Source organism: Sphingobium fuliginis (assembly GCF_015074805.1).
GTDB classification, from domain to species: domain Bacteria; phylum Pseudomonadota; class Alphaproteobacteria; order Sphingomonadales; family Sphingomonadaceae; genus Sphingobium; species Sphingobium fuliginis.
On sequence record NZ_CP060036.1, the window covers coordinates 1,002,258 to 1,025,948 of the forward strand.

23 protein-coding genes are annotated in these 23,691 nt (G+C 66.2%); 3 read left to right on the plus strand and 20 right to left on the minus strand.

Annotation, left to right across the window (positions count from 1 at the left end):
- Window position 1: 1 nt before the first annotated feature.
- A complete protein-coding gene (locus H5V43_RS20550) occupies window positions 2–1,093 on the plus strand; it encodes a potassium channel family protein (RefSeq protein WP_025548013.1) in 1,092 nt (363 codons plus the stop codon).
- 225 nt (window positions 1,094–1,318) lie between these two features.
- Here H5V43_RS20550 and H5V43_RS20555 read toward each other — a convergent pair whose 3' ends face one another.
- Window positions 1,319–2,209 (minus strand): LysR family transcriptional regulator, encoded by an 891-nt coding sequence (locus H5V43_RS20555; protein WP_037481824.1) that lies wholly within the window; start codon window positions 2,207–2,209, stop codon window positions 1,319–1,321.
- Between the two features lie 174 nt (window positions 2,210–2,383).
- Between H5V43_RS20555 and H5V43_RS20560 the strand changes: the two genes are divergently transcribed.
- On the plus strand, window positions 2,384–4,744 hold the full coding sequence (locus tag H5V43_RS20560) for a TonB-dependent receptor (RefSeq protein WP_025548015.1): 2,361 nt from the start codon (window positions 2,384–2,386) through the stop codon (window positions 4,742–4,744).
- A 21-nt stretch (window positions 4,745–4,765) separates the two neighbouring features.
- Window positions 4,766–6,172, plus strand: a complete 1,407-nt coding sequence (locus tag H5V43_RS20565; protein ID WP_025548017.1) for a sulfatase family protein — start codon at window positions 4,766–4,768, stop codon at window positions 6,170–6,172.
- A 16-nt stretch (window positions 6,173–6,188) separates the two neighbouring features.
- Here the strand turns inward: H5V43_RS20565 and H5V43_RS20570 are convergent, their stop codons facing one another.
- From H5V43_RS20570 to H5V43_RS20660, 19 genes are all read right to left on the minus strand, one after another.
- Entirely contained in the window at window positions 6,189–7,856 is a 1,668-nt protein-coding gene (locus tag H5V43_RS20570) for a sigma-54-dependent Fis family transcriptional regulator (protein ID WP_025548019.1), read from the minus strand.
- A gap of 69 nt (window positions 7,857–7,925) precedes the next feature.
- Window positions 7,926–8,984: an NADH:ubiquinone reductase (Na(+)-transporting) subunit F gene (locus H5V43_RS20575; protein ID WP_025548020.1), complete on the minus strand. Its 1,059-nt coding sequence runs from the start codon at window positions 8,982–8,984 to the stop codon at window positions 7,926–7,928.
- The gene (locus tag H5V43_RS20580) at window positions 8,984–9,343 is read right to left on the minus strand and encodes a phenol hydroxylase subunit P4 (RefSeq protein ID WP_025548022.1); all 360 of its coding nucleotides are present in this window, start codon (window positions 9,341–9,343) and stop codon (window positions 8,984–8,986) included. Before H5V43_RS20580 ends, H5V43_RS20575 begins: the two co-directional genes overlap by 1 nt.
- Window positions 9,344–9,394: 51 nt before the next feature.
- The gene (locus H5V43_RS20585; RefSeq protein WP_025548024.1) at window positions 9,395–10,951 is read right to left on the minus strand and encodes a YHS domain-containing protein; all 1,557 of its coding nucleotides are present in this window, start codon (window positions 10,949–10,951) and stop codon (window positions 9,395–9,397) included.
- 3 nt (window positions 10,952–10,954) lie between these two features.
- On the minus strand, window positions 10,955–11,227 hold the full coding sequence (locus tag H5V43_RS20590; RefSeq protein WP_007684796.1) for an MmoB/DmpM family protein: 273 nt from the start codon (window positions 11,225–11,227) through the stop codon (window positions 10,955–10,957).
- Entirely contained in the window at window positions 11,224–12,219 is a 996-nt protein-coding gene (locus H5V43_RS20595) for a ferritin family protein (protein ID WP_025548027.1), read from the minus strand. The genes H5V43_RS20590 and H5V43_RS20595 overlap by 4 nt, the downstream gene beginning before the upstream one ends.
- Before the next feature lie 23 nt (window positions 12,220–12,242).
- Window positions 12,243–12,494, minus strand: a complete 252-nt coding sequence (locus tag H5V43_RS20600) for a phenol hydroxylase subunit (protein ID WP_025548028.1) — start codon at window positions 12,492–12,494, stop codon at window positions 12,243–12,245.
- A 293-nt stretch (window positions 12,495–12,787) separates the two neighbouring features.
- Entirely contained in the window at window positions 12,788–15,337 is a 2,550-nt protein-coding gene (locus H5V43_RS20605) for a TonB-dependent receptor (protein WP_025548030.1), read from the minus strand.
- A 64-nt stretch (window positions 15,338–15,401) separates the two neighbouring features.
- Window positions 15,402–16,334 carry a catechol 2,3-dioxygenase gene (locus H5V43_RS20610; RefSeq protein ID WP_025548032.1) on the minus strand — a complete coding sequence of 311 codons (933 nt, stop codon included), beginning with the start codon at window positions 16,332–16,334 and terminating at the stop codon, window positions 15,402–15,404.
- Entirely contained in the window at window positions 16,335–16,781 is a 447-nt protein-coding gene (locus tag H5V43_RS20615) for a GlcG/HbpS family heme-binding protein (protein WP_025548034.1), read from the minus strand. It abuts the gene before it with no gap.
- Window positions 16,778–17,125, minus strand: coding sequence for a 2Fe-2S iron-sulfur cluster-binding protein (locus tag H5V43_RS20620; protein ID WP_025548035.1), 348 nt, complete (start codon window positions 17,123–17,125; stop codon window positions 16,778–16,780). Before H5V43_RS20620 ends, H5V43_RS20615 begins: the two co-directional genes overlap by 4 nt.
- A gap of 131 nt (window positions 17,126–17,256) precedes the next feature.
- Window positions 17,257–17,682, minus strand: coding sequence for a tautomerase family protein (locus H5V43_RS20625; protein ID WP_025548037.1), 426 nt, complete (start codon window positions 17,680–17,682; stop codon window positions 17,257–17,259).
- Window positions 17,683–17,697: 15 nt separating this feature from the next.
- Window positions 17,698–18,471, minus strand: coding sequence for an SDR family oxidoreductase (locus H5V43_RS20630; RefSeq protein ID WP_025548039.1), 774 nt, complete (start codon window positions 18,469–18,471; stop codon window positions 17,698–17,700).
- Window positions 18,472–18,500: 29 nt separating this feature from the next.
- Window positions 18,501–19,547: a 4-hydroxy-2-oxovalerate aldolase gene (gene dmpG / locus H5V43_RS20635; RefSeq protein WP_025548040.1), complete on the minus strand. Its 1,047-nt coding sequence runs from the start codon at window positions 19,545–19,547 to the stop codon at window positions 18,501–18,503.
- Window positions 19,544–20,434 carry an acetaldehyde dehydrogenase (acetylating) gene (locus H5V43_RS20640; protein ID WP_025548042.1) on the minus strand — a complete coding sequence of 297 codons (891 nt, stop codon included), beginning with the start codon at window positions 20,432–20,434 and terminating at the stop codon, window positions 19,544–19,546. The genes dmpG and H5V43_RS20640 overlap by 4 nt, the downstream gene beginning before the upstream one ends.
- The gene (locus tag H5V43_RS20645) at window positions 20,434–20,637 is read right to left on the minus strand and encodes a tautomerase family protein (protein ID WP_025548043.1); all 204 of its coding nucleotides are present in this window, start codon (window positions 20,635–20,637) and stop codon (window positions 20,434–20,436) included. Before H5V43_RS20645 ends, H5V43_RS20640 begins: the two co-directional genes overlap by 1 nt.
- The gene (locus H5V43_RS20650; protein ID WP_025548044.1) at window positions 20,637–21,422 is read right to left on the minus strand and encodes a fumarylacetoacetate hydrolase family protein; all 786 of its coding nucleotides are present in this window, start codon (window positions 21,420–21,422) and stop codon (window positions 20,637–20,639) included. The genes H5V43_RS20645 and H5V43_RS20650 overlap by 1 nt, the downstream gene beginning before the upstream one ends.
- Entirely contained in the window at window positions 21,415–22,224 is an 810-nt protein-coding gene (locus tag H5V43_RS20655; RefSeq protein WP_083199059.1) for a fumarylacetoacetate hydrolase family protein, read from the minus strand. Before H5V43_RS20655 ends, H5V43_RS20650 begins: the two co-directional genes overlap by 8 nt.
- A complete protein-coding gene (locus H5V43_RS20660; RefSeq protein WP_025548047.1) occupies window positions 22,221–23,663 on the minus strand; it encodes a 2-hydroxymuconic semialdehyde dehydrogenase in 1,443 nt (480 codons plus the stop codon). Before H5V43_RS20660 ends, H5V43_RS20655 begins: the two co-directional genes overlap by 4 nt.
- Window positions 23,664–23,691: the final 28 nt, after the last annotated feature.

Genomic DNA, 23,691 nt, shown 5'->3' on the forward strand with positions numbered 1-23,691 from the left:
CATGATCATCGAACAGATATTCGGCGCGGCGTTGATCCTGCTGTTCCTCGCCGACATCTTCCTGACCGTGCTCTATGCGCGGGCGGGCACCGGGCTGCTCGCGCCCCACTGGAACCGTGGGATGTGGGCGCTGCTCCACGGTATCGCCGGGCTGTTGGGCAGGCGTCGCGGCACGATGCTCTCATTCGCCGGCCCGCTCATCGTCGTTTCGCTGATAGGCTTTTGGGCGGTCGGCCTTTCGCTGGGCGCTGCGCTCGTGATCCGGCCGGAACTCGGCACCGCGATCCGGCCGTCCAGCGGCGAGTCCCCGACCGACTTCGTGACAGCGCTTCTGGTCGCGGGGAACAGTCTGTCGATCGTCGGGGGCGGCGATTATTCGCCGCACACGACCGGCACGCGCCTGCTCTTCCTCATAAATTCGCTGATCGGCGCGTCGGTGCTGTCACTGGTGCTGAGCTATCTCGTCCAGGTCTATTCCGGCCTGCGCGAACGCAATGTCCTGGCGCTCGCGGTTGACCTGATGACCGACGGAACCGGCGATGCGGCGGTGATGCTGGCGCGGCTCATGCCGGAAGGCGAGGCGAGCAACGCGGCCAGCGAACTGGGCAATCTCGCCCGATCGCTCGCCGCGACCAAGGAGGCGCACCATTTCTATCCGCTGCTGTTCTACTTCCGCTTCGAGGAGCCGCTCTACGCCGTGTCGCGGTTGACCTTCGTCCTGCTCGACGCGGCTACCCTGATCGAAACCGCGCTGGATTCGCGGCGCCATGGCGCTGCGGCGGCCTTCGCCCCGGCCGCCTCGATGCGACGCGGCGCCCGGCTGCTGCTGGAGACGCTGGATTCGAACTTCCCGACCGCCGACGTCCGCAGCGATGCCGCCGCCGAGGCCCAGCGCCTCCGCCAAAGCTATCTGCATGCGACCCGGACGCTCAGAAACGCCGGGATCGCGGTGAAGGCGGACGGCATCGAGGCATATGTCGCGGCGCGGCAGGAATGGGAACCGCTGGTCCGGCGCGTTGCTCCGACCCTGGGCTATGCCATGCCCGAGATCGACCGGCGGCCCGCGCGAACGGAGACAGGCGCCGCATATTGACGCTTGCGATTTGGGCTGCCGACCGCAATTCTGCGGTGAAGATTGGAGGCAGTCGTTGTTAGGATCAGAGGCACCCATGGGAAACGCCAATGGTCGCCCAAAAGGACAGGTAGCGCAAAAGATATTGGTGCGTCCGATCTGCCGGCGTGAACGTTGTGTAGCTGAAGAACGCCATCCTGTCGCAAGTGACTGGGACCTTTCGATCGAAGAGCTGATGGATCGAAATCATCCACGGCGCGCTTCCCCGTTGCCGACGACTTCGCGAAAGAACAAAGCCAGGCGGTCGCGCGTGCCCTGATCGAGAGATTGGGAGAGGAACAGCCGCCTCTCCCAGGTGCCGACCTTGACGATCGGCACCAGGCGGTGTTGGCGATCCAGCCTCTGCACAGTGGAATGCAGCATGATGACGGCCCCCGCGCCCTGCGTGGCCAGTTCCACGGCAACCTCGTGATGCTGCACCTCGCTGTGCAAAACCGGTTGCATGACTCCGGCCGATGCGAGCATGCGCAGTTGGTCGCAGGTCCGCAGCGGCGGAATGTTCCAACTGATGAAGGGGAGCGACTGCAAGCCCCTTAGCTTCGCCTGGTCGCGCAGCTCCCGCGTGGCGAAGACGAAGGCCGGCTCTGCGAAGATCGGTTCGAACCCGCCTTGCGGATCGGATTGCTCGCGGGAGAATATCGCGCAGTCCAGAATGCCCCGCGCCACCTGGTCGTCGACATCCGCTCCAGACGCGTTGTGGACGAAATCCAGGGCAATGTCGGCATTCTCCATCAGGAAACGCGGCAGCGCGGGCCGCACATATTCGTTAAGCAGGAAGGTGCCGATGAAGATGCGCAGCTTCTGCGGCGTCGCCCCGCGGAACAGCCGTCCCAGCTCATGCCCCTTCTGGACGAAGGTCTTGACGCCTTCCTGGAAGCGTTCGCCTTCGGCTGTCAGGCGCATGCTGCGTCCCGCCCTGCGGTGGAACAGGGTGGCGCCTATCTGCTGTTCCAAGGCGCGCATCTGCTCGCTGACGGCAGCCTGGGATATGCGCAGATTTTCCGACGCCTGACGGAAAGACTGCGCCCGGCCGACCGCCAGGAAGATTTCCAACTGGCGCGGCGTGAAACGGAACATGGCCGATCTCTCCCCCCTGCTGCTGCCGCGCCTCTGCGGGCGCTGCACCAGGGTATAGGCTGCACCTTGTCACCGGGCAAGGTCGAGCCCCATTGTCCTGCCGCCTCCTTATGGCGACAGTACCCGGAACAAGCGGGGCCGACGGATGATCGGCCAGATCATGGAGGGGGAGATATGAACGGGAAACGACATCTGGCGCGCCGCATGCCGAGGCTGGCGCTGCTCGCCGGGCTCTGCCTGCCGGCGATGGCGGCCGCGCAGGACGATGCCGGATCGTCCGGCATCCAGGACATTGTCGTCACCGCGCAGAAGCGCGCGGAAAATGTCCAGGACATCCCGATCGCGATCAACGCGCTGGGCGGAGAGGCCCTGGCCGAACGGCGGATCGCCGATCCGACCGATCTGGTCCGGCAATTCCCGAACCTGAGCTTCAAGCAGAGCTCTGCCGTCAATGCGGGCATTTCCATCCGCGGCGTCGGCACCCAGAATTTCCACCTTACGGCGCAACAGGCGGTGGGCCAGTATCTGGACGAGGTGTCGCTGGTGACGCCTTTCTCCAGCACCTTCGGCCTGTTCGACCTGGAACGGGTGGAGATATTGCGCGGGCCGCAGAACACCCTGTTCGGCCGCAACACCACCGGCGGCGCGATCAACTATGTGTCGCGCCGGCCCGACGCGGGCCAGGGCTTCAACGGCTATGCCCGCATCAATGCCGGGCGCTTCAACCGGATCGATGTGGAAGGCGCGATCGGCGTGCCGCTGACCGATACGCTCGCCATCCGCGTGGCGGGGCAGGTGCAGACCCGCGACGGCGTGTTCCGGGATGTCGCGACCGGCGAGAAGATCGGGTCGACGAAGCGCTATTCCGGCCGCTTCGGCATCGGCTGGCAACCCGATGACGACACGGAATTGCTGCTGTCGGGCCATGTCGGCTATAATCGCGGATCGCGTCCGCCGCGCAAGGCGGTCGGCCGTTTCCTGCCCGACGGCGTCACCCCATGCCCCGCCAACGATCTGGGCGTCGAACAGTTCGAACGCGTCAATAATTGCGTGTCGACCGGCAAGGGCGGCCTGACCTTCAATCCCTCCCTGTCGCGCTGGCGCGACGCCTATGACGCGGGCAGCAATCTGGCCGATGTCGATTTCGAGGGCGGATCGCTGCGCCTGCGCCATGATTTCGGCGGCTTCTCCCTGACCGCAATCTCCGCCTTCGACCGCACCAAGGTTCTCTATGCGGAGGAAGGCGGCGGCCTGCCCTACGCCCAGTTCCAGGTGTTCCAGGACGCGCTCTACGACGTCTATTCGCAGGAGGTCCGGCTGACCTCCGGCGCGGACGGGCCGTTGAAATGGATCGCCGGGGCCTATTGGTCCTATGAAAAGGACAGCCTGGCCACCATCGTGCGCAACAATTTCGCCGGACCGCCGACGCTGGCGGTGGTGCCGATGGTCGCCATCGACCAGAAGGCGGAGATCGCCTCCTTCTACGGGCAACTCGACTATGCGCTGACCGACCGGCTGGACATCAGCGCGGGCCTGCGCTGGACCAATGACAGACGGCAGGGCCTGCGCGACGTGATCACCGCCCTCGACAGCGTGACCGGCCTGCCCGGCGCGGCCCGCCTGCCCGCCGACTTCTTCTTCTCGCGCGGCTTCCTGACCGGCCTCGCCGCCAATTTCACCCTGCCCTGCGCGGCCGGCGTGGTCGGCTGCCACGGCCCGCTCACGCCCTTGAAGCAGGATGTCAGCAAGCTGGCGGGCAAAATCTCCGCCAATTACGAACTGGCGACCGACGTCATGGCCTATCTCAGCTATTCGCGCGGCTTCAAGTCGGGTTCCTTCGACATCCGCGCCCAGGGCGTGTTCAACGGCACCGGCAACACCCCGGTCCGCCCGGAAACGCTCAACGCCTATGAACTCGGGCTCAAGTCGCGCCTGTTCGATCGCCGGGTGCAGATCAACGTCGCGGCGTTCCGCTACGACTGGAAGGACCTGCAGACCTTCGGCCAGGTGCCGGTGCTGGGCCCGGCCTTCATCAACCTGCCCAAGGCGCGGCTGACCGGCGTGGAGGCAGAGGCGAAGATCGCGCCCGGCGGCGGCTTCGAACTGGACCTGGCGGGCGCCTTCCTCGACACCGAGGTGATCGACGTCGGCGCGCTCACCCCGCAGACCGCGCTCAAGGGCGCGCCGCTCCAGCAATCGCCGCGCTGGTCGTTCAACGGGACCGCAAGCCAGACCGTCGAGCTGGGCGACAATCGCCTGACCGGGCGGCTCAGCGGCCGCTATGTCGGCGCGCAATATAATGAACTGACCAAGGCGCGCAGCGGCTATATCGATCCCAGCTTCTTCGTCGACGCCTCCATCGGCTTCGATTTCGAGCGGGACCGGCGGCACCAGATTTCCTTCTACGCGGACAATCTGACCTCGGAAAAGACCTGCCTGCGCAAGGAGCCGTTCGACGGCCTCAGCAACACCAACACCTGCGTGCCCAACGAAGGAACGGTCCTCTACGGCGTGACGCTGTCGACGCGCTGGTGACCGGACAGGAGGTTTGACGACATGAAGACATCGATGACCGGCGCGATGACGCGCCGGGCGGCGCTCGCCGCCCTGGGTTCGGCGGTGGCGGCCCCCGCCGTCGCCCGCGGCGGGCGATCCGGCCCGCGCCGGCCCAACATCCTCTATATCATGGCCGACGACATGGGCCATGCCGACCTGGGCTGCTATGGCAGCCGCAACATCCGGACCCCGGCGATCGACGCCATTGCCGCTCGGGGCGTGAAGTTCGGCAACGCCTATGCCAATAGCTGCGTCTGCTCACCCACCCGCGTCGCCCTGCTGACCGGCCGTTACCAGGGACGGTTCCGCATCGGGCTGGAGGAGCCGATCGCCTTCAACGGCGCCGAACTGTCCCTGCCCCGCGGCACCAGGACCCTGCCCGGCCTGCTGCGGGATCTGGGCTACACGACCTCGCTGGTCGGGAAATGGCATATGGGGGAACTGCCGGCCTCCAGCCCGCTCGATCACGGCTATGACTATTTCTTCGGCATAGCGTCGGGCGGCACCGACTATTTCGCCCATGCGACCAGCATCAACGGCCATGAGATGGGCAAGCTGTTCGAGAACCGGACGGAAATCGACCGCCCCGGCTATCTGACCGACCTGCTGGGCGCGAAGGCGATCGATCGGATGCAGCAGGCGGCGCGGCAGGACCGCCCCTTCTTCATCAGCCTGCACTTCACCGCCCCCCATTGGCCCTGGCAGGGCCCCGGCGACGCCGCCCAGGGCAGCGCCACCGCCGATCCGCGCCAGATGGACGGCGGCAATGTCCGCGCCTATGCCGCGATGATGGAGAGCATGGACGCCAATGTCGGCCGCGTGCTGGCCGAACTGGCGCGGCTGGGGCTGGAGGAGGACACGATCGTGATCTTCACCAGCGACAATGGCGGAGAGCGCTTTTCCGACAGTTGGCCGCTGACCGGGATGAAGGGCGAATTGCTGGAGGGCGGCATCCGCGTGCCCCTGATCGTCAGTTGGCCCGCCCATCTGCCCAAGGGGCGCGACAGCGCGCAGGTGACCATGTCGATGGACGCGCTACCCACGCTGCTGTCGGCGGCGGGCGGCGACCCCGGCCGGGTGGAGGGGCTGGACGGCATCGACCTGATGCCCTTCCTGCGCGACGTCGACAGCAGGACCGACCGCACGCTGTTCTGGCGCCACCGCGCCGGCGACCAGATCGCAGTGCGCAGCGGCCAGTGGAAATATCTGCGGTCCTACGGGCGGGACTATCTGTTCGACCTGTCGCAGGATGAGCGCGAACGCGCCGACCGCAAGGCGGCGATGCCCGGCAAGGTCGCCGAGCTCAAGGCCGCCCATGCCGGCTGGCTGGCGCAGATGCTGCCCTATCCGGAGCATAGCTATAGCGAGGACATGCTGGGCAAGTTCGCAGACCGCCCCGGGGAATGAAGGGCGTTCGCGGCGTTCAGCCGCCCGCCTGCTTCAATCGATAGTCGAGCTGCCGCCGGGACATGCCGAGCATGCGCGCCGCATCCGCGACATTGCCCCCGGCGCGGCGCAGCGCCTCCTCCACCAGCGCGGCCTCATAATCCGCCAGCAGCAGCGGCGCCCTTTCGATGTCGGGTATCAGCGGCGCGCCGGTGACCGCCAGCCTGCCGTCCGGGCGCACATGCGCCTGTTCGCGGCTGTCGGGTTCCAGCACGATCGACAGGGTGTCGACGTCGATCCGCCCGCCCGGTTCGGCCAGCAGCACGCCGCGCTCCAGCACATTCTCCAGCTCGCGCACATTGCCCGGCCAGCGATAGGCGATCAGCGCGCGCATCGCCTGGTCGGACACGCCGCGCACCGGCTTGCCGTGCCGCCGGGTGAGCCGTTCCACCAGCGCCTCGACGAACAGCGGAATGTCGGCCGCCCGATCGCGCAGCGGCGGGATGGCGACGGGAAAGGGGTTGAGCCGGTAGAAGAGGTCGGCGCGGAACGTCCGGGCCGCCACCGCCGACGCCAGATCGACATTGGTCGCCGCGACGATGCGGACATCGACATGGCGCAGCCTGTCGCCGCCCAGCCGCTCCACCTCCCCCGTCTGGAGCACGCGCAGCAGCTTGACCTGCGCGGGCAGGGGCAGGTCGCCCACCTCGTCCAGGAACAGCGTGCCGCCGTCCGCCCGCTCGAACCGGCCGAGCCGCTGCCGCTGGGCCCCGGTATAGGCGCCGGGCTCGACGCCGAACAGCTCGCTTTCGATCAGGTCATGGGGGATGGCGCCGCAATTGATCGCGACGAAGGGCTTGTCGCGGCGCGGCCCGTTGTCGTGCAGCCAATGGGCGAACACTTCCTTGCCGACGCCCGTTTCCCCGGTCAGCAGGACGGTGATGCTGCTGTCGGCGGCGCGGCGCAGCAGGTTCATCGACTTCAGGAAAGCGGGCGACTGGCCGATCAGCGATCCGGCCTGCTTTTCCCGCCGCAGGGATGCGCGCAGTTCCCCGATCTCCTCCGCCATGGCGCGCAACTGGCCGGCTATGTCCTCCGGGTGCATGGCCTTCAGATAGGGGTCGTCCGCGGGCAGGTCGGACGCGATCTCGCCCACGATGGTGCAATGCGGGTCGCCCTTCGCCTTGCACATCGTCTCCCGGAAGATGACCGGGCGGCCCATGAAGGCGCTGACATAGCCGGAGGCATAGCCCAACTGGTTCCAGCAGGTGGCGTGTTCGCCGATGCCGAAATGGACTATCTGGCTTTCCGCCTCCCAGCTTTCGGTCCAACGGAACTCGCCGTGGAAACGCCCGGCGTCCAGGTCCAGCTCGCACCGGATGGTCTCCACCTGCACCAGCCCTTCCAGCTTGTGCAGCCGGGGGCCCAGCAGGAAGACCTCCTCATAATCGCGGTCGCCCACCATCTTGCGGGCGATCTCCGCATCCTGCATGCCGGATTGATAGCCCATGCGCATCAGCAGCGCGCCGGCCCGGCCTTCGCCCAGCGTGCGCACCATTTCCGCCCGCAGCGCGCCCAGCGACCCGGCGTGCAGCAGCAGCATCCGCTGTTCGTCCAGCCAGACGGTGCCGGTGCCGGGGTCGAACCGCAATTTCGACCACAGGTCGATCCGGCCCGATCGGTCGTCGAGCGCCTTGCTCGCCATCTTTGCCCTTCTCCCCTCGCCGGTCCGGCCGTTTCGCCGCTTTCAGCCCGATCCTAGCGCAATATCCGGTCAGATGCGCCTGAAAAGCGGACTTCGAACCTGCTGCGCGTCTGCGGCGGAGAAGAATTTTTCGGTGTAGATGTCCTTTTCGAACAGGCGCCCCTGCATCAGCGTGGCAAGGCAGGCCTCGATCATCACCGGCGGACCGCAAAGATAGGCCTTGTGTCCGCGGAAATCATTGTCGAAAGCCGCCCTGGCGGCTTCGTGGACATAGCCGCGAAAACCCGTCCAGCCGCTGTCCGCCGGTTCGTCCGAAAGCGCGGGGACGTAGCGGAAATTGGCATGGGTCCGGGCCAGCGCCTCGAACTCTTCATGATAATAAAGCTCCTCCCGGCTGCGCGCGCCATAGACCAGCGTGATCGGCAGCGTCTCGTTGCGGGCGATCAGGTCGAGGATCATCGAGCGGGGCGAGGACAGGCCCGAACCACCGGCCAGGAAGAGCATGGGCGCCTTCGCCGAATGGCGCACGAAGAAGCGGCCATAGGGGCCGGACAGCTTCACCCGGTCGCCCTCCTTCAGATGCTCATGTATCCATGTCGTCCCGACGCCGCCGGGCACGATGCGGATATTGAGTTCGACGGCGCCGGGCGCATGGGGATTGCTGGCGAGGGAGAAGGCGCGGGTCAGAACCCCCTCCTCCCCCACCGTCAGGTTCACATATTGCCCCGCCTGGAAGCGGATCGGGCGATCCAGCGCGACATGGATGCCCCTGATGGTCGGGGTCAGCGGATCAATGCGGGTGACGACGCCCTCGAAATCCTCGACCGGGATTCCCAATGCGTCGGGGTCTTCCTCTATATCCGCCTCTATGCTGACATCGCTTTCAAGGCGGGCGCAGCAGGCCAGCGCCTTGCCCTCGTCGCGCTCGAAATCCATGAGCGCGAAGCTGGACGCCTCCCCATGGTCGATTTCGCCGTCCGTCACCTGGATCTTGCAGGTGGCGCACAGGCCATGACAACAGGCATGCGGCAACCAGATGCCCGCGCGCAGGCAGGCGTCGAGGATGGTCTGCCCCTCCGCCACTTCCACCTCGTCGCCGGTGGTTTCGATGGTCAGCGTGTAGCTCATCAGATGCCGGCTCCGTTCAGGCCGTCGCGGCCAGGCGTGCGGAAGCGCAACGCATCCTTGTGGCTGAGGCCATTGGCCGCGATGCTGGCCTGCATGTCGGGGGCGAAGGCTTCGCCGTTACGGGTCCAGACGGCGCTGTTCCAGTCGATCCCCGCCCAGTCGGGATGCTGGCCGAAAATCTCCGCCATGGGTCCGGCGATGAAGTGCGCGAAGGGCAGGTCCGGCGGCAACGGCCAGGCATAGGGGCTGGAAAAGAGCAGATGCCCGTCCCAGCCGGCATAGATGACGCAGGCGCCGTGGAAATTTTCAGCCTTGTCGGCCGGTTCGAATTCATAGGTGTCGATGGCTTTGACGGCCATGATGTCTCTCCTGGAATATGATCCCTTCCGTGAGGGCGGTGTGGCCGGCTGTCAGTCGTTGGCCTTTGCAAGGCCGCGCCACATGGCGAAGTTCCTTTCATCCGTGGACCCGTTGTGCAGGCCGTTGTCGCGGCCATGTTCGATGCGGAAGAAAGCCAGCGCCTCGGCGGCGGGATTGAAGCCCTCGGCCGTCGGGTCCGTGCCGGGGCGGAAGGCGTTGCCCTTGAAGACCTCATGCCCGGCGATCTTCGACTGGATGAATTTTTCCGGTTCATCCTCGAAAATTTCGCGGCAATGGTCGGAACAGAAATGATATTGCTCGCCCTTGTAGTCGGCATGGCGCTGGCACAGTGTCAGCGGATCGCCCGGTTCGGTGAACATCATCGGAATCTGGCAGACCTGGCACTGCATCGGCACGGCCGTCGCCTCGAACGGCTTTCCTTCCGCTTCGCACTTCGCCCAATATTCATAGCGCGGACGGTAATAGCGGTCGAACGTGTCCGGATATTTGGCGGACAGCCAGTCCATGTCCTCCTTCGACGGCAGCCAGACATGGAAGTCGCTGGTGCCGCGCGCCTGATAGAAATGGCACCATGCGATATGGGACAGGTGGTCGCGCTCCAGCCTGATCTGCTCGACGCAGGGCGGCATGACGATGCCGTAGCGGGCGAGATCGCGGAACAGGGCGCCGCAATTCTCCTCGAAATAGATTTCCCACGCCTCCGCCCAGCTCATCACCCGCTTGGGCAGCATGTAATCCTGCATCATCGCGACCAGCGTCAGCAGCCGCACGCCGCGCCAGGTCCATTTGTTCAGCCATTTCTGGACGATGGGGACATTGACCGGGTCCTGCTCCAGCACGAACTTGATGACCTCCAGCCCCAGGGTCATGTGCCGCGCCTCGTCCGACTGGGCGGAAAAGCCGAAGGTCATCGCGCCCATGTCGCCATTATAGGCCGCGCCCGAAATGAAGGGCACGAAGACGAGGTTGGTCAGCACATATTCGAAGGCGAAGCCGATGGCGACGATGAATTCGAACGGGCCGCCAGTCGCCGCATCCTCGAAGAAGCTCTTGGGCACCTGAAGATAGGGCAGATAGTCGTGATGATGGCGGAACTCCGCCATGCCGCTATAATAGCGGTTATAATTGCTGATGGCGTGGATCTGCGTCTGCGAATGGCGCATTTCGTCCAGCGACTGCATCATGCAGGCGACGCGCGGGCCGACGCCCCGGAATTGCCGCCCGATATGGGCGAACCCCCGGTGCGACATATATTCCAGCGGGGCGAAGCCGTTGACGAACAGCTTCACCGTATTGATGTAGCGCGCGTCGGACAGGGTGAGATGGCCGTTGCTCTGAGCGAAGGCGTCGACGATGGCGTAGAGCTTCCGCTCCTTTTCCGCCTGATATTTCCAATAGGCGTCCATGGTCAGGCGGAACGGGTCTTCCCATGCGTCCCAGTCGTGGATTTTGATCCCCTCGAACCGGTCCATCGGGAAGATGTCGTCGATCGGCTGATAGCTCGGTTCCCAGCCCAGGCCCCGCGTCATCAGCGCATAGCGTTCCTTGAGGCCGAGTTTCTTCTTCTTCGTGACGGGCATGTCCATGGCTCAGCGGTCCCAGCTCAGAGTGAAGATGTCGTCGGTCTCGTCCACGCGGCCCGACAGGGAGATCATGTTGACGTGCAGTTCCTGAAGGTCGAAATCGCGGCCGATCAGCTCTTCGATCGTTTCGCGGCGCACGACCAGCGTGCCCGGCGCGGTGATGCGCACCATCGCCGGCTGCGGGTCCAGGCTGGCGGCGGGATTGTCCGCCATGATCGCGTCGATGACATGGCGGGTGTCGTCATTGGCCTGAAGCGCGAGGAAGACGGTGCTGCTCATGCGCGGACCCCCGCCCTGGCGGCGCGGGCGTCGAGCGCGGTGCACAGTTCGTCCATGACGGCGGCGGACCGGTCCCCCAGCCCCATTTCGGCCAGCGGACAGAGCGCCGCGGCGGCGCGCGGCGTCCATTTGGCGATCCACTGGCCGATCAGCGCGGCATTGCCCGCATCGTCGGCACAGGCCGCCTTGATCTGCGCGTCGACCCATTTGCGCGTTTCCGCCGCCCATTCATTCTGGAACTGCGTGACCATCGCCACCGCGGCGCCGCCGCGCTGCGCCAGGTCGCCGTCGACGATCGTCTGGAAGACCAGGGGATAGAGCAGGCCGTCGAGCACCAGATCCTGCGCTACGAACAGTTCGAACCAGTCCTGCTCCACGAACAAGTCCTCGACCAGGCGGCGCAGCGATTGCCAGCGCACGTCGTGCAGCCATGCCTCCTTGGCCGCGTCCAGCGCTTCGGGTTCGGCGAGCAGCAGGCCAAGGCGCGTGTCGAACTGCGCGATGCCCAGCTGGTCCATCGCATAATAAAGCGCCGGCTGGGTGATGCCCGTGCCATAGCCATAGGCGGCGATGAAGTCATTGTTCATCGACGCGCCCCAGGCGACATGGCGCAGCGGCAGGATCAGGTCGAGCGCGAGGGCGCGGATGTCGTCGGGCAATGCGTCGGCCAGGCCACGCGTCTCCACGAAGTCGAAGGCGGCCTCCGCCGCTTCCTGCTGCCTGGCGCGGGCCAGGACGTAGCTGCCGTAATAATATTGGCGCGGATCGCGGAAGGCGTACCAGTCCGCCATCTTCAGCTTCGTGCGGCTTTCGTCGAAATAATCGTGGGCCGGGTCCCAGAGCGGACGATAATGCTGGTTGCCCGTCGTCTGGAGGCCGATCGTGCCCTCCTGATAGCGGGACGCCGGCTTGTCGCCGCCGATATGGCGCGCGACATGGCCATAGGTCTGCCGCTGCGGCGCGATGGTGACGGTGCGCAGGTCCATCTGCATGGGGTCGGTCTCTCCTCTCTTGCTTATCGGGCTTCGCCGGCGAGCACCCGCGCCAGCCGGGCGTCGAAATCGTCCTGCTCCAGCGGCTGGCCGGTCACGTCGGTCACGCGGTTGACGGCGCAGAATTCCTCGAACGCCGCGGTCGGCATCAGCAGTTCCACGAAGATTTCCGGGGCGCCGATGGCGAAGTCGAATTCGATCAGGCCGTTTTCGCGGCGGTTGCGGACGCGCACGAACTTCGCGTCCAATATGTCGGATTGCGGTCGTTCCGCCATCTTCCTCTCCCGGCTGTTGCCTTGTCCTTTCTGTTTAGCAAGGCCCATGCCAGTTCGATTTTCCCGGAAATCCGGACTTTTCGCGCACGCCGCATCGACAATTTTGTCATGGGCGGGCCGCCGTCGACAATTTTGTCGAAATCGCGCCCGCCCCTTCCCGCCCAAAAAAAGGACCGCCCGGACCGGGCTGCGGAGGCAGCCGATCCGGACGGTCATGGCAGGCCGCGCGCGGGAACCGTCCCTTGCGCCCTCTGTCCCGCGACGCCCGACCGGCCACGGGAACCCCCTTGTCCTCAGTTGCGCACGCGCAGGGTCAGGAACCATTCGCGCGGGCGGCTGAATACGCCCGAATAGATCGCCTCCGCATTGGTGTAGCCGGACACGACGGCGCGGCGGTCGGCGATGTTGGTGACCCCGGCCTGAATTTCGTAGCGTTCGCCGGGCGCGCGCCAGGTGACGGAACCGTTGAAGAAGCTGCCTGCCGGCGTGGCCAGCACCGGCGTATTCGCCTCGTCATTATAGGTCTTGCTGGCATAGGTCCAGTCGACCCGCGGCGTGAAGCTGCCGATGCCGCTGGTCTCGAAAGTGTAGGCGGTGCCCGCCTGCGCCTGCCATTTGGGCGTGTTCACGAACTTCTCCTTCCCCGTCAGCGGCACGCCGGGCAGGATGCTCTGATATTCCGCGTCCAGATACCCAAGGCTGGCGTCCAGCGTCCAGTTGCGCACCGGGGCCAGGTTCAGCTCGGCCTCCACGCCGCGGATGCGTCCGTCCCCGCCATTGGCGGTGACCGGGGACGACCCGTTCTGGAAGGTGAGTTGGATGCTGTTATATTCCGTGTTGAAGGCCGCGACGTTCAGCCGGACGCGGCGGTCGAACAGTTCGGACTTGATGCCGATTTCCGTCGTATAGGCCTTTTCCGGGCCGAAGGTCGGCGCGGGCAGCTTGACCGGCACGCCGTTGACGACGGTGAAATTGGGCAGCGTCAGGCGCGTGGTCCAGCCGCCGCCCTTGTAGCCCGTGGCGTAGGAGGCATAGGCCATCACCCGGCGGTTGATGTGATATTCCGCGCCGATCCGGTAGGAGACATTTTCGAACGACATGCTGTTTTCGCCCAGCGGATAGACGCGGTAGATGTCGTTGGGATCGGGCAGGACGAGCGCGGGCGGCGCCTGGGTCAAGCGCAGGCCGAAGGCGTTTTCGTCCCGCTGCGTGCCGGTGAAGCGCTTGTCGTCGCGGGTATAGCGGATGCCGAGGGTCAGCCCCAGCCTGTCGGGGATGACATCGATATTGTTGTGCATGAAGGCGGCATAGGATTTGGTGTCGTAACGGTCGTTCGACACGATCTGGATCATGCCGCCGATAAAGGGCACCCGGTCCGCGTGGCGGCCATATTCATGGAAATAATAGCCGCCCAGCACGAATTTCCAGCGGTTTTCCCATATATTGCCGACCAGTTGCACTTCCTGCGAAAGCTGGTTTTCCCAATCCGCGAAGGTGGGCGCGAGCGCGGAGAAGGGCGCGCCGCCGATGTCGGCGCCGAATTTGGACTTCAGCCGGCGATAGGCGGTGATCGACTTGATCGTCAGCGCATCGGTCAGGTCGTAATCGATCTGGCCATTGATGCCGTAATTGTCGATCTTGTTGTAATTGGCGCCGCTGGCGTAGCTGAGATCGGGATTGATGCTGCCGTCCGCGTTGCGGATCACATAGCGGTTGTCATAGGGCAGGTTCTGCCCCGCCTGGCTTTCCAGCGAAGGCTGGATGCCGGCCGGCGACCCGGCATTGCCGCGCACGCCCTGGCACAGGTCGGTCACGCCGGCGGCCGGCACGCCCGCCAGCGCGGCGACCGGCGCGTAGAAGGCCGGATTGCCCGAGATGCAGGTGTTGTAGAGCGCGACATAGGCATTCTGGTTGACCGCCAGCAGCGAGAAGGGCGTCGCCTGCTCATCCACGTTCAGATAGTCGCCGATCAGCCGCATGGTGAGCCTGTCATTGGGCGTGAACAGGAATTTCAGGCGCACGGCGGTCTGGTTCATGTTGCCCGACCGGTCGGGCCTGTCCTTCGCCGTCGTCGGGAAGAGGATCGCGCCGTCCGTATTGCCGTTGGCGGGGCCGCCCGACGCGCCGCCGGTCGCCAGCAGCCAGATCGGGTTGTTGCCGGTATCGCCTTCATAGGGAATGCGCTTCTGCCAGCCGTCGCGATGCTTGGTGGAGAAGGCGAGGCCCATGTGCAGCACGCCCGGCGCCAACGGCGCTTCCAGCGCGCCGCGCACGTCGATGCGATCGTAGCGGCCGGTCGTGACTTCGCCCTTCACCTTCCATTCGTCGCCCGGATCGGAGGTGACGATGTTGAGCGCGCCGCCGATGGTGTTGCGGCCGAACAGCGTGCCCTGCGGTCCTTTCAGCACTTCGACGCGCTGAAGGTCCAGCAGGTCGACATTCGCGCCGATGTTGCGGGCGAGGTAGACATTGTCGACATAGACGCCCACGCCCGGTTCCAGGTTGAAGCCGAAATCATTCTGGCCGATACCGCGGATATAGGTGAAGAGGGTCGAGCTGGACCCGCCGAACGCGCCGGAGCTTTTCAGGGTGACGTTGGGCGCCTGTCCGGAAATGCTGGCGATGTCGGTCAGCCCCTTGGACTGGAGCGCTTCCGACGTGACGGCGGAAATGGCGATCGGCACCTGCTGCGCGCTTTCGGACCGCTTCTGCGCGGTGACGACGATGTCCTGGAGGCCGACATTCTCCTGCGGCGCGGCGGCGTCCTGCGCCATCGCGGCCGATGTCGAAAGGACGAGCGCCACCGCCAGCGCGGACGCGCCGTTCGAAATTCCAGACTTCATGATAAAACTCCCCTTGTCCCTTATGTATCGGCCGCCTTGTCGCGGCCTGTCTTGTCGATGACCGTCAGGTCAGAACGTTCAGAAAGCTCTCGCGCGGCATATTGTCCTGCGAGAAAGTGGCCTTGCCCAACTGGCTGGTGTCCCAGGTCAGCGTCGGCGTATCGGGATAATGGACATAGCCGCCGGTGAAGACTTCATTGCGGTTGCCCGACGGATCGAAGAAATAGATGGTCGCGCCGCGCGTCACCCCATGGCGGTTCACCGACACGTCGACCGGGATTTCATATTTGCCGATCAGGTCGCCCGCGTGGAACAGGTCGTTCACCGAATCCAGCAGGAAGGAGACATGGTGGAAGCGGCTGCCATCCGGTTGCAGGATGAAGGCGATGTCATGCGGCTTGTTGGAGCAGGAAAGGAAGACCGCAAGCCGGGTCTCGTCCCCCTGCGTGACCAGTTCCTCGCTGACGGTGAAGCCGAATATCCCGGTGAAGATGTCCCTGTTCTCGACGATGTTGGGTCCGCCCAGCAGCACATGGTCCAGCCGCACGCAGCGGAAGCCGCGAATATAGCCTTCGTCGGGAATGGTGCCGGGGTTGCGGGTCGGCATGCCGTTGCCGATCTTCTCCTTGTCGGCATAGATGTGCATGACATGGCCCGACGGCAGGGTGAAGCGGATGCGCCGGCCGCTCTTGGGATACACGCCCGGCTCGACATGTTCGACGGCAAGGCCATATTCGGTCAGCGCCGCGGCGAAATGGTCGATCTCCGCATCCTCATAGGTGCGGAAGGCGAAATATTCGACGCCGGGCGCATCGGCCTTCTCCAGGACCAGCGAATACCAGTCATGCTCGTCCGCGACCTTGTAATAGAGCTTGTCGGGGTCGCCCTGATAGGTTTCGATAAGACCCATCCGCTCGCCATAGTGGCGGCGCGCGTCGTCGATGTCGAACACCCTGACGCACACTTCGCCGACCCGGAGCAATCCACGAATCGCCATTCATTCTCTCCCAGAAATATCGTCGCGCAGCATGGCCGCCAGGGCGGCTGCGGCGATGTCCTCGTCTTCCACTTCGCTGCCGCCCGACACGCCGACCGCCCCGATCAGGCGCCCCTGCACCTCGGCGGGACAGCCGCCCGGAACTTCCGTCAGGCGCGGCCGGCGCAGCAAACCGTCGCGCACCGGGCGGGGCGCCCGCTCCAGCAGCGCGCCGAAATCGCGCGTCGCCATTGCGAAGCTGGCAGCGGTATAGGCCTTGTCGATCGCCAGTTCGCCTGAACTAAGGAACGATCCCGGCATCCGCAGATAGCCCGCGAGATTGCCCGCCCCATCCACGACCGCGACATGCACGCGGGCGCCGATCGCCTCCGCGCGGGCGCGGCCGGCGGACAGCATCCGCTCCACCGCCTGCGCCGCGGGGGCGCCGATCTCCGCAATCGCGCTCATGCGGCGCGGCCGACCGGGGCGGCGCCGAAGGATGCGCGCGGCAACGGCACGGCGCGAATATCGCTCGACGGATAGGCGCGGCAGGCCAGGACGATGCCCGCCTGCTCATCGGCGGCGCTCACCACGGCGCGGTTCATATGCCCGGTGGAACAGCGGCCCGCCTGTATCCGGATGCGGCAGACGCCGCACCCGCCGCTGCGGCATCCCACGGCCAGCGCCTTGCGTCCGGACGCGATCATCGCCGCCAGCAGGCTCTGGTCGGCGCGGCAGGGAAAGCGCACGCCCCCTATCTCTATCTGAAACGGCGCCGCTTGGGTCAGGCCTTCAACATCGCGATCGTCCATCCGATCTCTCTCCTGCCAGTCATTCTGTTCTTTTCACCGATCATAATCATGGGGTGAATTACCGACAAATACCCTTTCCGCTCGCCTGTGATACTCCATGCGCATCACCCCTGCCCATCATCCTTGGCCCGTCATCCGGCGCGCAGCGACGCTTCGGACGCGCGCGCCTCGCTGGCGGGAACGCCGCCGATGCTCCACAGCGCGGGGGCGACCGGCATCACCGTGCCGCGTATCAGCGACCGGTCGCAGCCCAGATGGCGTTCGACAAGGTCGGTGAACCCCGCCGCCAGGCCCTGCAACTGTTCTGTCGGGCGGCCTTCGAGGGCGATGCAGGTGAACCAGGGCGCTGCCGCCCCGCCATCGCTGACCAGCCGGCCGCCCGTCGCCCAGCGATGCGCCGGCACGCTCGTGGCGAAAGCGCGCACCCGCTCCAGGGGCGGCGGCGAAACCGTGGGATAGAGCGCCTGCACATAGAAGAACGAGGCTGCCTCCAGCAGCGCGGCGACGGCTTCTTCCGGATATTGGTCCGCCACCAGATGGAATTGCACGATGGGCATGCCGCTTCTCCTTCCTCAAGGCAGGCCGCGCCGGCGGCCCGCGTCCAGCATTATCGCCGCGCCCGCCATGGCGTCCGCCTCCGCATCGAGCAGCATCGCCACGGCCCAGGCGACCTGGCTCGGGGTGGTGAGCGCGCCGATGGCGGATTCGCCGCGCATCGCGTCCAGCTCGTCCGCGACCGAGCCGCCGTTTTCCGAGGCCCGCGCCGCCGCGACCTTGTGCAGCCGATCGGTATCGGCGGGGCCGGGGGCGACAAGATGGGCGGTGATCCCCTCCCCGCCACAGGCCCAGCTCATCTGCCGCACCACATTGGCGAGCGCCGCATTGGCGACCCCGGCGGTGGCGGCATAGGCGGTCGGCTCGAACCCGTAATGGCCGCCGATCGCGACGAGGCGGCTGTGGCGGCGCAGTCGGTCCTCCACCGCGCGCACCAGCCGGACGAAGCCGCCGACCTTGATGTTGCAGGCCTCCACCAGCGCGTCGGTGGGCGCGGCGCGAATGCCGCCCGCCACCGGCACGCCGGGCGCATGGACGACCATGGCGACCGGCCGGTCCAGCCGCGCCCGAAGCGCATCGACCGCATCGTCGGACGCGAAGTCGGCCACGACCGGCATCACCACGCCCGCGCCATGGCGATCGACCAGCGCCTCCAGCGGCTCGCGCGACCGCGCCACCGCGACGACATGCATCTTGCGCGCCACCAGCCCGGCGACGATCGCCTTGCCCAATGCGCCGCTCGCGCCGACGACCACGCAATGGGCGCCGAAATTCCTGCCCGGAACGGACATGCTCTTCACTCCGATCTGAAAACCGGGCGTCAGGCCGAAATCAGCCCGCGCTCCTTCGCCATTGTGAGGGCGGTATCCTCTATCATGTCCTCCTGCCCGCCGATCATCTTCAGGCGGCCCAGTTCGACCAGCAGGTCGCGGGCGGGCAGGCCATATTTGCGCTCGCAATCCTTGGCCGCGTAGAGGAAGGTGGAATAGACCCCGGCATAGCCCAGCGTCAGGCTGTCCCGGTCGGCGCGCGGGGGCTTCGCCATCATCGGCAGCGCCCGCTCCTCCGCGACGTCCATCAGGCGGAAGGTGTCGACGCCCGTTTCCACCCCCATCCGCTCGCACACGGCGGCGAATACCTCCAGCGGGGTGTTGCCGGCGCCAGCGCCGAAACCGGCGGCGGACCCGTCGATCCGGCTGGCGCCCGCCGCCACGGCGGCCAGCGAATTGGCGATCCCAAGGCCAAGATTGTGATGGCCGTGGAACCCGATCTCCGTCTCCGCCTGCAACGCGCCCTTCAACGCGCCGATCCGCGCCGTCACATCTTCGGGCAGCATGTAACCGGCGCTGTCGACGCAATAGACGGTCGTCGCGCCATAGCCTTCCATCAGCAGCGCCTGTTCGACCAGCGTTTCGACCGAGGTCATGTGCGCCATCATCAGGAAGCCCACCGTGTCGAGCCCCAGCTTCCGGCCGAGGCCGATATGCTGTTCGGTCACGTCCGCCTCCGTGCAGTGGGACGCGACATGGACGCAGCCCGCGCCGCAATCCGCCGCCATGCGCAGTTCGTCCAGCGTGCCGATGCCCGGCACATGCAGGACCGACACGGTGGCGTTCTTCATGCGGGACGCGACGGCGGTGATATAGTCGCGGTCGCTATGCGCGCCGCGCCCATAGTTGAGCGACGAACCGCCCAGCCCATCGCCATGCGTCACCTGCAACAGTGGCACGCCCGCCTCGTCCAGCCCGGTCGAGATGGCGATCATCTGGTCCAGGCTGATCTGGTGCCGCATCGAATGCATGCCGTCGCGCAGGCACATGTCATGCAGCTTGACCTTCCGGCCCTTGATCTGCGCCGTCGTCGTCATTGCACGCTCTCCATCATCTCCTGCGCGAACATCTCGCCCGTGCGCGCGGCGGCGGCGGTCATGATGTCCAGATTGCCCGCATATCGGGGCAGGAAGTCGCCCAGCCCCTCGACCTCCAGGAAGATGGAGACCTTGCGCCCCTCGAAGGTCGGCCCGTTCTTCAGCCGATAGCCCGGCACATAGCGCTGCACCTGCGCGATCATCTCTTGCACGGATGCGGCGATCGCGTCCCGGTCCGGCTCGTCGGCGGTCTCGCAATAGACGGTGTCGCGCATCATCAGCGGCGGTTCGGCGGGATTGACGACGACGATCGCCTTGCCCTTCGCCGCGCCGCCCACCTTCTCGATCGCGGCGGAGGTGGTGCGGGTGAATTCGTCGATATTCTTGCGGGTGCCGGGGCCGATCGACCTGGACGCCACCGTCGCGATGATCTCCGCATAATCGACCGGCTGGACGCGGCTGACCGCGTTCACCATCGGGATCGTCGCCTGACCCGCGCAGGTCACCATGTTGACGTTGACCGCGCCGTCGCGCGCCTGCTGCGCCAGGTTGACCGCCGGCACGCAAAGCGGACCGATGGCCGCCGGCGTCAGGTCGATCATCAGCACGCCCAGCTCGTTCAGCTTGCGGCTGTTTTCGGCATGGACATAGGCCGACGTCGCGTCGAACGCGATCTTCACGCCGTCCCTGGCGACATGCGGCACCAGGCCGTCGACGCCCGCATCGGTGGTCTTCAGCCCCAGCTCCCGCGCCCGCGCCAGCCCTTCGGACGCCGGATCGACGCCGACCATCCAGACCGGCTCCAGCCTGTCGGAACGCAGCAGCTTGTAGAGCAGGTCGGTGCCGATATTGCCCGGCCCGATGATGGCGCATTTCACTTTGGTCATCAACTTTGTCCCTGCTGCGCCTTTTCGCCGAACGTCACGCCGGCGACGGCATAATGGTCCAAGGGGGTTTCGTTCAGGATCACGCGCACCTGGTCGGGACGCACGTCCATGGTTTCGACCGTCGCCCTGGTGAGGGCGCGGATGAAGGCCCATTTCTTTTCCATCGAGCGGCCTTCGCCAATGACCACGGATATAATCGGCATCAGTCTATCCTCACATTGATGCTGCCCATGTCCTGAAAGCGGGCGCAAACGATGTCGCCTTTCGCGATCGGCATCGCTTCCGTCGCGGCGCCGGTCAGCACCACCGAGCCGGCGGGCAATATCCGCCCCCGCTCATGGAGCCAGGCGACCAGCATCTGCACGGCGCGGGCGGGATGGCCCAGCACCGCGCCCGAACAGGCCAGCGCCGCCGCCTCGCCGTTGATTTCCAGCACGATGCCGATGGTCGCGGGGTCGACATCATTGGGCCGCCGCATCCGCCCGCCCATGACGAAGCGCGCGCTGGAGCCATTGTCCGCGACGACGCTCGGCAGGTCGAACCTGAACTTCTCGAACCGGCTGTCGAGGATCTCGATGGCGGGCTGGATGAAGTCCGTCGCGGCATGGACCTGATTGATGGAAACGGCCGGGCCGGACAGGTCGCGGGCCATGACATAGGCGATTTCCCCCTCGACGCGCGGATGGATCAGCCCGGCGGTCGGCACCACGCCGCCTTCCGCATCGCATGTGTCGCGCATCAGCAGGCCGAAGCTCGGCACGTCGACGCCCATCTGGATCATCTTGGCCCGCGAGGTGAGACCGGCCTTGTAGCCGATCAGCGCCCGGCCCCGCGCCTGCCAGCGGCGCAGGCATTCGTCCTGCACGGCATAGCCGTCATCGACGGTCATGCCCGGATAATCGTCGGTCAGCTTCGCGATGGTGTGGCGGTTCGACTGGGCGCCGTCCACCCGGTTCGCCAGTTCGGCGATGGCTGCTGCATCAAGCATCGGCGGTCCTCCGGCCGAAGGTCAGGGAACAATCGCCGATCCCGCCGATGCGCATGGCGATATGGTCGCCCTCGCCCACCGGGAACATCGGCCCCAGCGCGCCGGACAGGATCACCTCCCCGGCCAGGAAGGGCATGTCGAGCCGGCCCAGCGTATTGGCGAGCCAGGCGACCGCATTGGCGGGCGATCCCTGCACGGCCGCGCCCACGCCCACGGCCACCTGCTCGCCATTGCGTTCCGCCCACATGCCGGCCAGCGCCAGATCCACGTCGCGCGGATCGATCTTCTCGCGGCCCAGCGCATAGACGCCGCAGGAGGCGTTGTCGGCCACCGTGTCCTGGATGCGGATGTCCCAGTTCGTGATGCGGCTGTCGACGATCTCGAAACAGGCGCGGACATGGTCCGTCGCCGCCAGCACGTCCGCCGCCGTGACGCCCGGGCCTTTCAGGTCGCGTTTCAGGACGAAGGCGATCTCCGCCTCCGCCTTGGGCTGGATCAGCGCTTCGATCGGGACGGTCGCGCCATCGTCATAGGCCATGGCGCTGGTCAATATGCCGAAGTCCGGTTCGAACACGCCGATGGCGTTCTGCACGGCCCGGGAGGTGACGCCGATCTTCTTGCCGACGACCGTCTCGCCCGCGGCGACGCGCCGCCCGATCATGCGGGCCTGGATGTGGTAGGCATCGACGATGGTGATGCCCGGCACCCGGTCCCGCAGATTGGGGACAGTCGCGCCGGCGACCAGCGCCTCGTACAGTTCGTCGCCGTGCCGGGCGATGGCGGCCGCGTCCAGCACGGTCACAGCTTCACGCAGATGTTGCGCAGCTCGGTATAGAATTCGAGGCTGTGGACCCCGCCTTCCCGGCCGATGCCGCTATGCCCGGTGCCGCCGAAGGGCGTGCGCAGGTCGCGCAGGAACCAGCTGTTGACCCAGGTGATGCCCACGTCGACCTCCGCCGCGACGCGGTGCGCGCGCGACAGGTCCCGCGTGAAGATGGCGGTGGAAAGGCCGTAATCGGTCGCATTGGCGACGGCGATGGCCTCCTCCTCGCTGTCGAAGGGGCGGATGTGGCAGCAGGGACCGAAAATCTCCTCGTTCCAGACCGACGCCTCGTCCGCCAGGCCGGTCCAGATCGTCGGCTGCACCCAATGGCCGCCCGAAAGTTCCTCGGGCATGGTCGGCACGCCGCCGCCGGTCACGACACTCGCGCCCTCCGCCACGGCCTTTTCATAATAGGACAGCACCTTTTCGCGGTGCTCGGCGGAGATGAGCGGGCCCAAGGTCGCGCCGGGCCTGAGCGCCTCCGCCTTTTCCTTGAGACCCGCGACCAGCGCCTCGAACAGCGGCCGCTCGACCAACACCCGCTCGGTGCCCAGGCACACCTGCCCGCAATTGAGGAAGACGGATCGGCCCAGCGCCTCCAGCGTCACGTCGAGATCGGCGTCGGCGAAGACGATCGCGCTGTTCTTGCCGCCCAATTCGAAGGACACGTCACGCAGGCCATGCGCCGCCGCCTGCATGATGGCGGTGCCGGTGCGCGTCTCCCCCGTGAAGGTGATCGCGTCGACGCCCGGATGCTGGGTCAGATATCCGCCCGCGCTGTCCGGGCCGAAGCCGTGGACGACATTATAGACGCCCGCGGGCACGCCCGCATCGTTCATCACCTCGCCCAGCAGGGTCGCGGTGCCCGGCGTCTCCTCCGACGGCTTCACGATCACGCTGTTGCCGCAGGCGAGCGCCGGCGCGACCTTCCACGTCATCAGCAGCAACGGCGCGTTCCATGGGCAGATGACGCCGATCACCCCCTTGGGCTTGCGGATCGCATAGTTGAGCGCGCCCCGCCCGTCCGGGGTCGGCGTCTGGAAACTCTCGGTCGCGACATTCTTCACGACGTCGGCGAAGATCCGGAAATTGGCCGCGCCGCGCGGGATGAAGGCATGTTCCATCATCGACCGGGGCTGGCCGGTATCGGCCATTTCCGCCGCCACGAAATCGTCGAAGCGCCGGACGATGCCGTCCGCGACGGCCCGCATCAGGTCGGACCGATCGTCCACCGTCAGCCTTGCCCAGGGGCCCTTCTGCGCCGCCCGCGCCGCCTGCACCGCCAGGTCGATTTCGGCGCGGCCGCCCTCATGCACATGGCCGATCAGCGCGCCATCGCTGGGCCGATATTTGGGGAAAGTCCTGCCGGACGTTCCCTGCGTGAAGGTTCCGTCGATGAAATGCTGGAAATGCGCCAACTGTCCTCTCCATGTCGTTGCCTGACCT

What these genes read in the sequence shown, in the direction of transcription:
- H5V43_RS20550 (WP_025548013.1), top strand. Translation starts at nt 2, where the DNA reads ATGATCATCGAACAGATATTCGGCGCGGCGTTGATCCTGCTGTTCCTC.
- H5V43_RS20555 (WP_037481824.1), bottom strand. Translation starts at nt 2,209, where the DNA reads ATGTTCCGTTTCACGCCGCGCCAGTTGGAAATCTTCCTGGCGGTCGGC.
- H5V43_RS20560 (WP_025548015.1), top strand. Translation starts at nt 2,384, where the DNA reads ATGAACGGGAAACGACATCTGGCGCGCCGCATGCCGAGGCTGGCGCTG.
- H5V43_RS20565 (WP_025548017.1), top strand. Translation starts at nt 4,766, where the DNA reads ATGAAGACATCGATGACCGGCGCGATGACGCGCCGGGCGGCGCTCGCC.
- H5V43_RS20570 (WP_025548019.1), bottom strand. Translation starts at nt 7,856, where the DNA reads ATGGCGAGCAAGGCGCTCGACGACCGATCGGGCCGGATCGACCTGTGG.
- H5V43_RS20575 (WP_025548020.1), bottom strand. Translation starts at nt 8,984, where the DNA reads ATGAGCTACACGCTGACCATCGAAACCACCGGCGACGAGGTGGAAGTG.
- H5V43_RS20580 (WP_025548022.1), bottom strand. Translation starts at nt 9,343, where the DNA reads ATGGCCGTCAAAGCCATCGACACCTATGAATTCGAACCGGCCGACAAG.
- H5V43_RS20585 (WP_025548024.1), bottom strand. Translation starts at nt 10,951, where the DNA reads ATGGACATGCCCGTCACGAAGAAGAAGAAACTCGGCCTCAAGGAACGC.
- H5V43_RS20590 (WP_007684796.1), bottom strand. Translation starts at nt 11,227, where the DNA reads ATGAGCAGCACCGTCTTCCTCGCGCTTCAGGCCAATGACGACACCCGC.
- H5V43_RS20595 (WP_025548027.1), bottom strand. Translation starts at nt 12,219, where the DNA reads ATGCAGATGGACCTGCGCACCGTCACCATCGCGCCGCAGCGGCAGACC.
- H5V43_RS20600 (WP_025548028.1), bottom strand. Translation starts at nt 12,494, where the DNA reads ATGGCGGAACGACCGCAATCCGACATATTGGACGCGAAGTTCGTGCGC.
- H5V43_RS20605 (WP_025548030.1), bottom strand. Translation starts at nt 15,337, where the DNA reads ATGAAGTCTGGAATTTCGAACGGCGCGTCCGCGCTGGCGGTGGCGCTC.
- H5V43_RS20610 (WP_025548032.1), bottom strand. Translation starts at nt 16,334, where the DNA reads ATGGCGATTCGTGGATTGCTCCGGGTCGGCGAAGTGTGCGTCAGGGTG.
- H5V43_RS20615 (WP_025548034.1), bottom strand. Translation starts at nt 16,781, where the DNA reads ATGAGCGCGATTGCGGAGATCGGCGCCCCCGCGGCGCAGGCGGTGGAG.
- H5V43_RS20620 (WP_025548035.1), bottom strand. Translation starts at nt 17,125, where the DNA reads ATGGACGATCGCGATGTTGAAGGCCTGACCCAAGCGGCGCCGTTTCAG.
- H5V43_RS20625 (WP_025548037.1), bottom strand. Translation starts at nt 17,682, where the DNA reads ATGCCCATCGTGCAATTCCATCTGGTGGCGGACCAATATCCGGAAGAA.
- H5V43_RS20630 (WP_025548039.1), bottom strand. Translation starts at nt 18,471, where the DNA reads ATGTCCGTTCCGGGCAGGAATTTCGGCGCCCATTGCGTGGTCGTCGGC.
- dmpG (WP_025548040.1), bottom strand. Translation starts at nt 19,547, where the DNA reads ATGACGACGACGGCGCAGATCAAGGGCCGGAAGGTCAAGCTGCATGAC.
- H5V43_RS20640 (WP_025548042.1), bottom strand. Translation starts at nt 20,434, where the DNA reads ATGACCAAAGTGAAATGCGCCATCATCGGGCCGGGCAATATCGGCACC.
- H5V43_RS20645 (WP_025548043.1), bottom strand. Translation starts at nt 20,637, where the DNA reads ATGCCGATTATATCCGTGGTCATTGGCGAAGGCCGCTCGATGGAAAAG.
- H5V43_RS20650 (WP_025548044.1), bottom strand. Translation starts at nt 21,422, where the DNA reads ATGCTTGATGCAGCAGCCATCGCCGAACTGGCGAACCGGGTGGACGGC.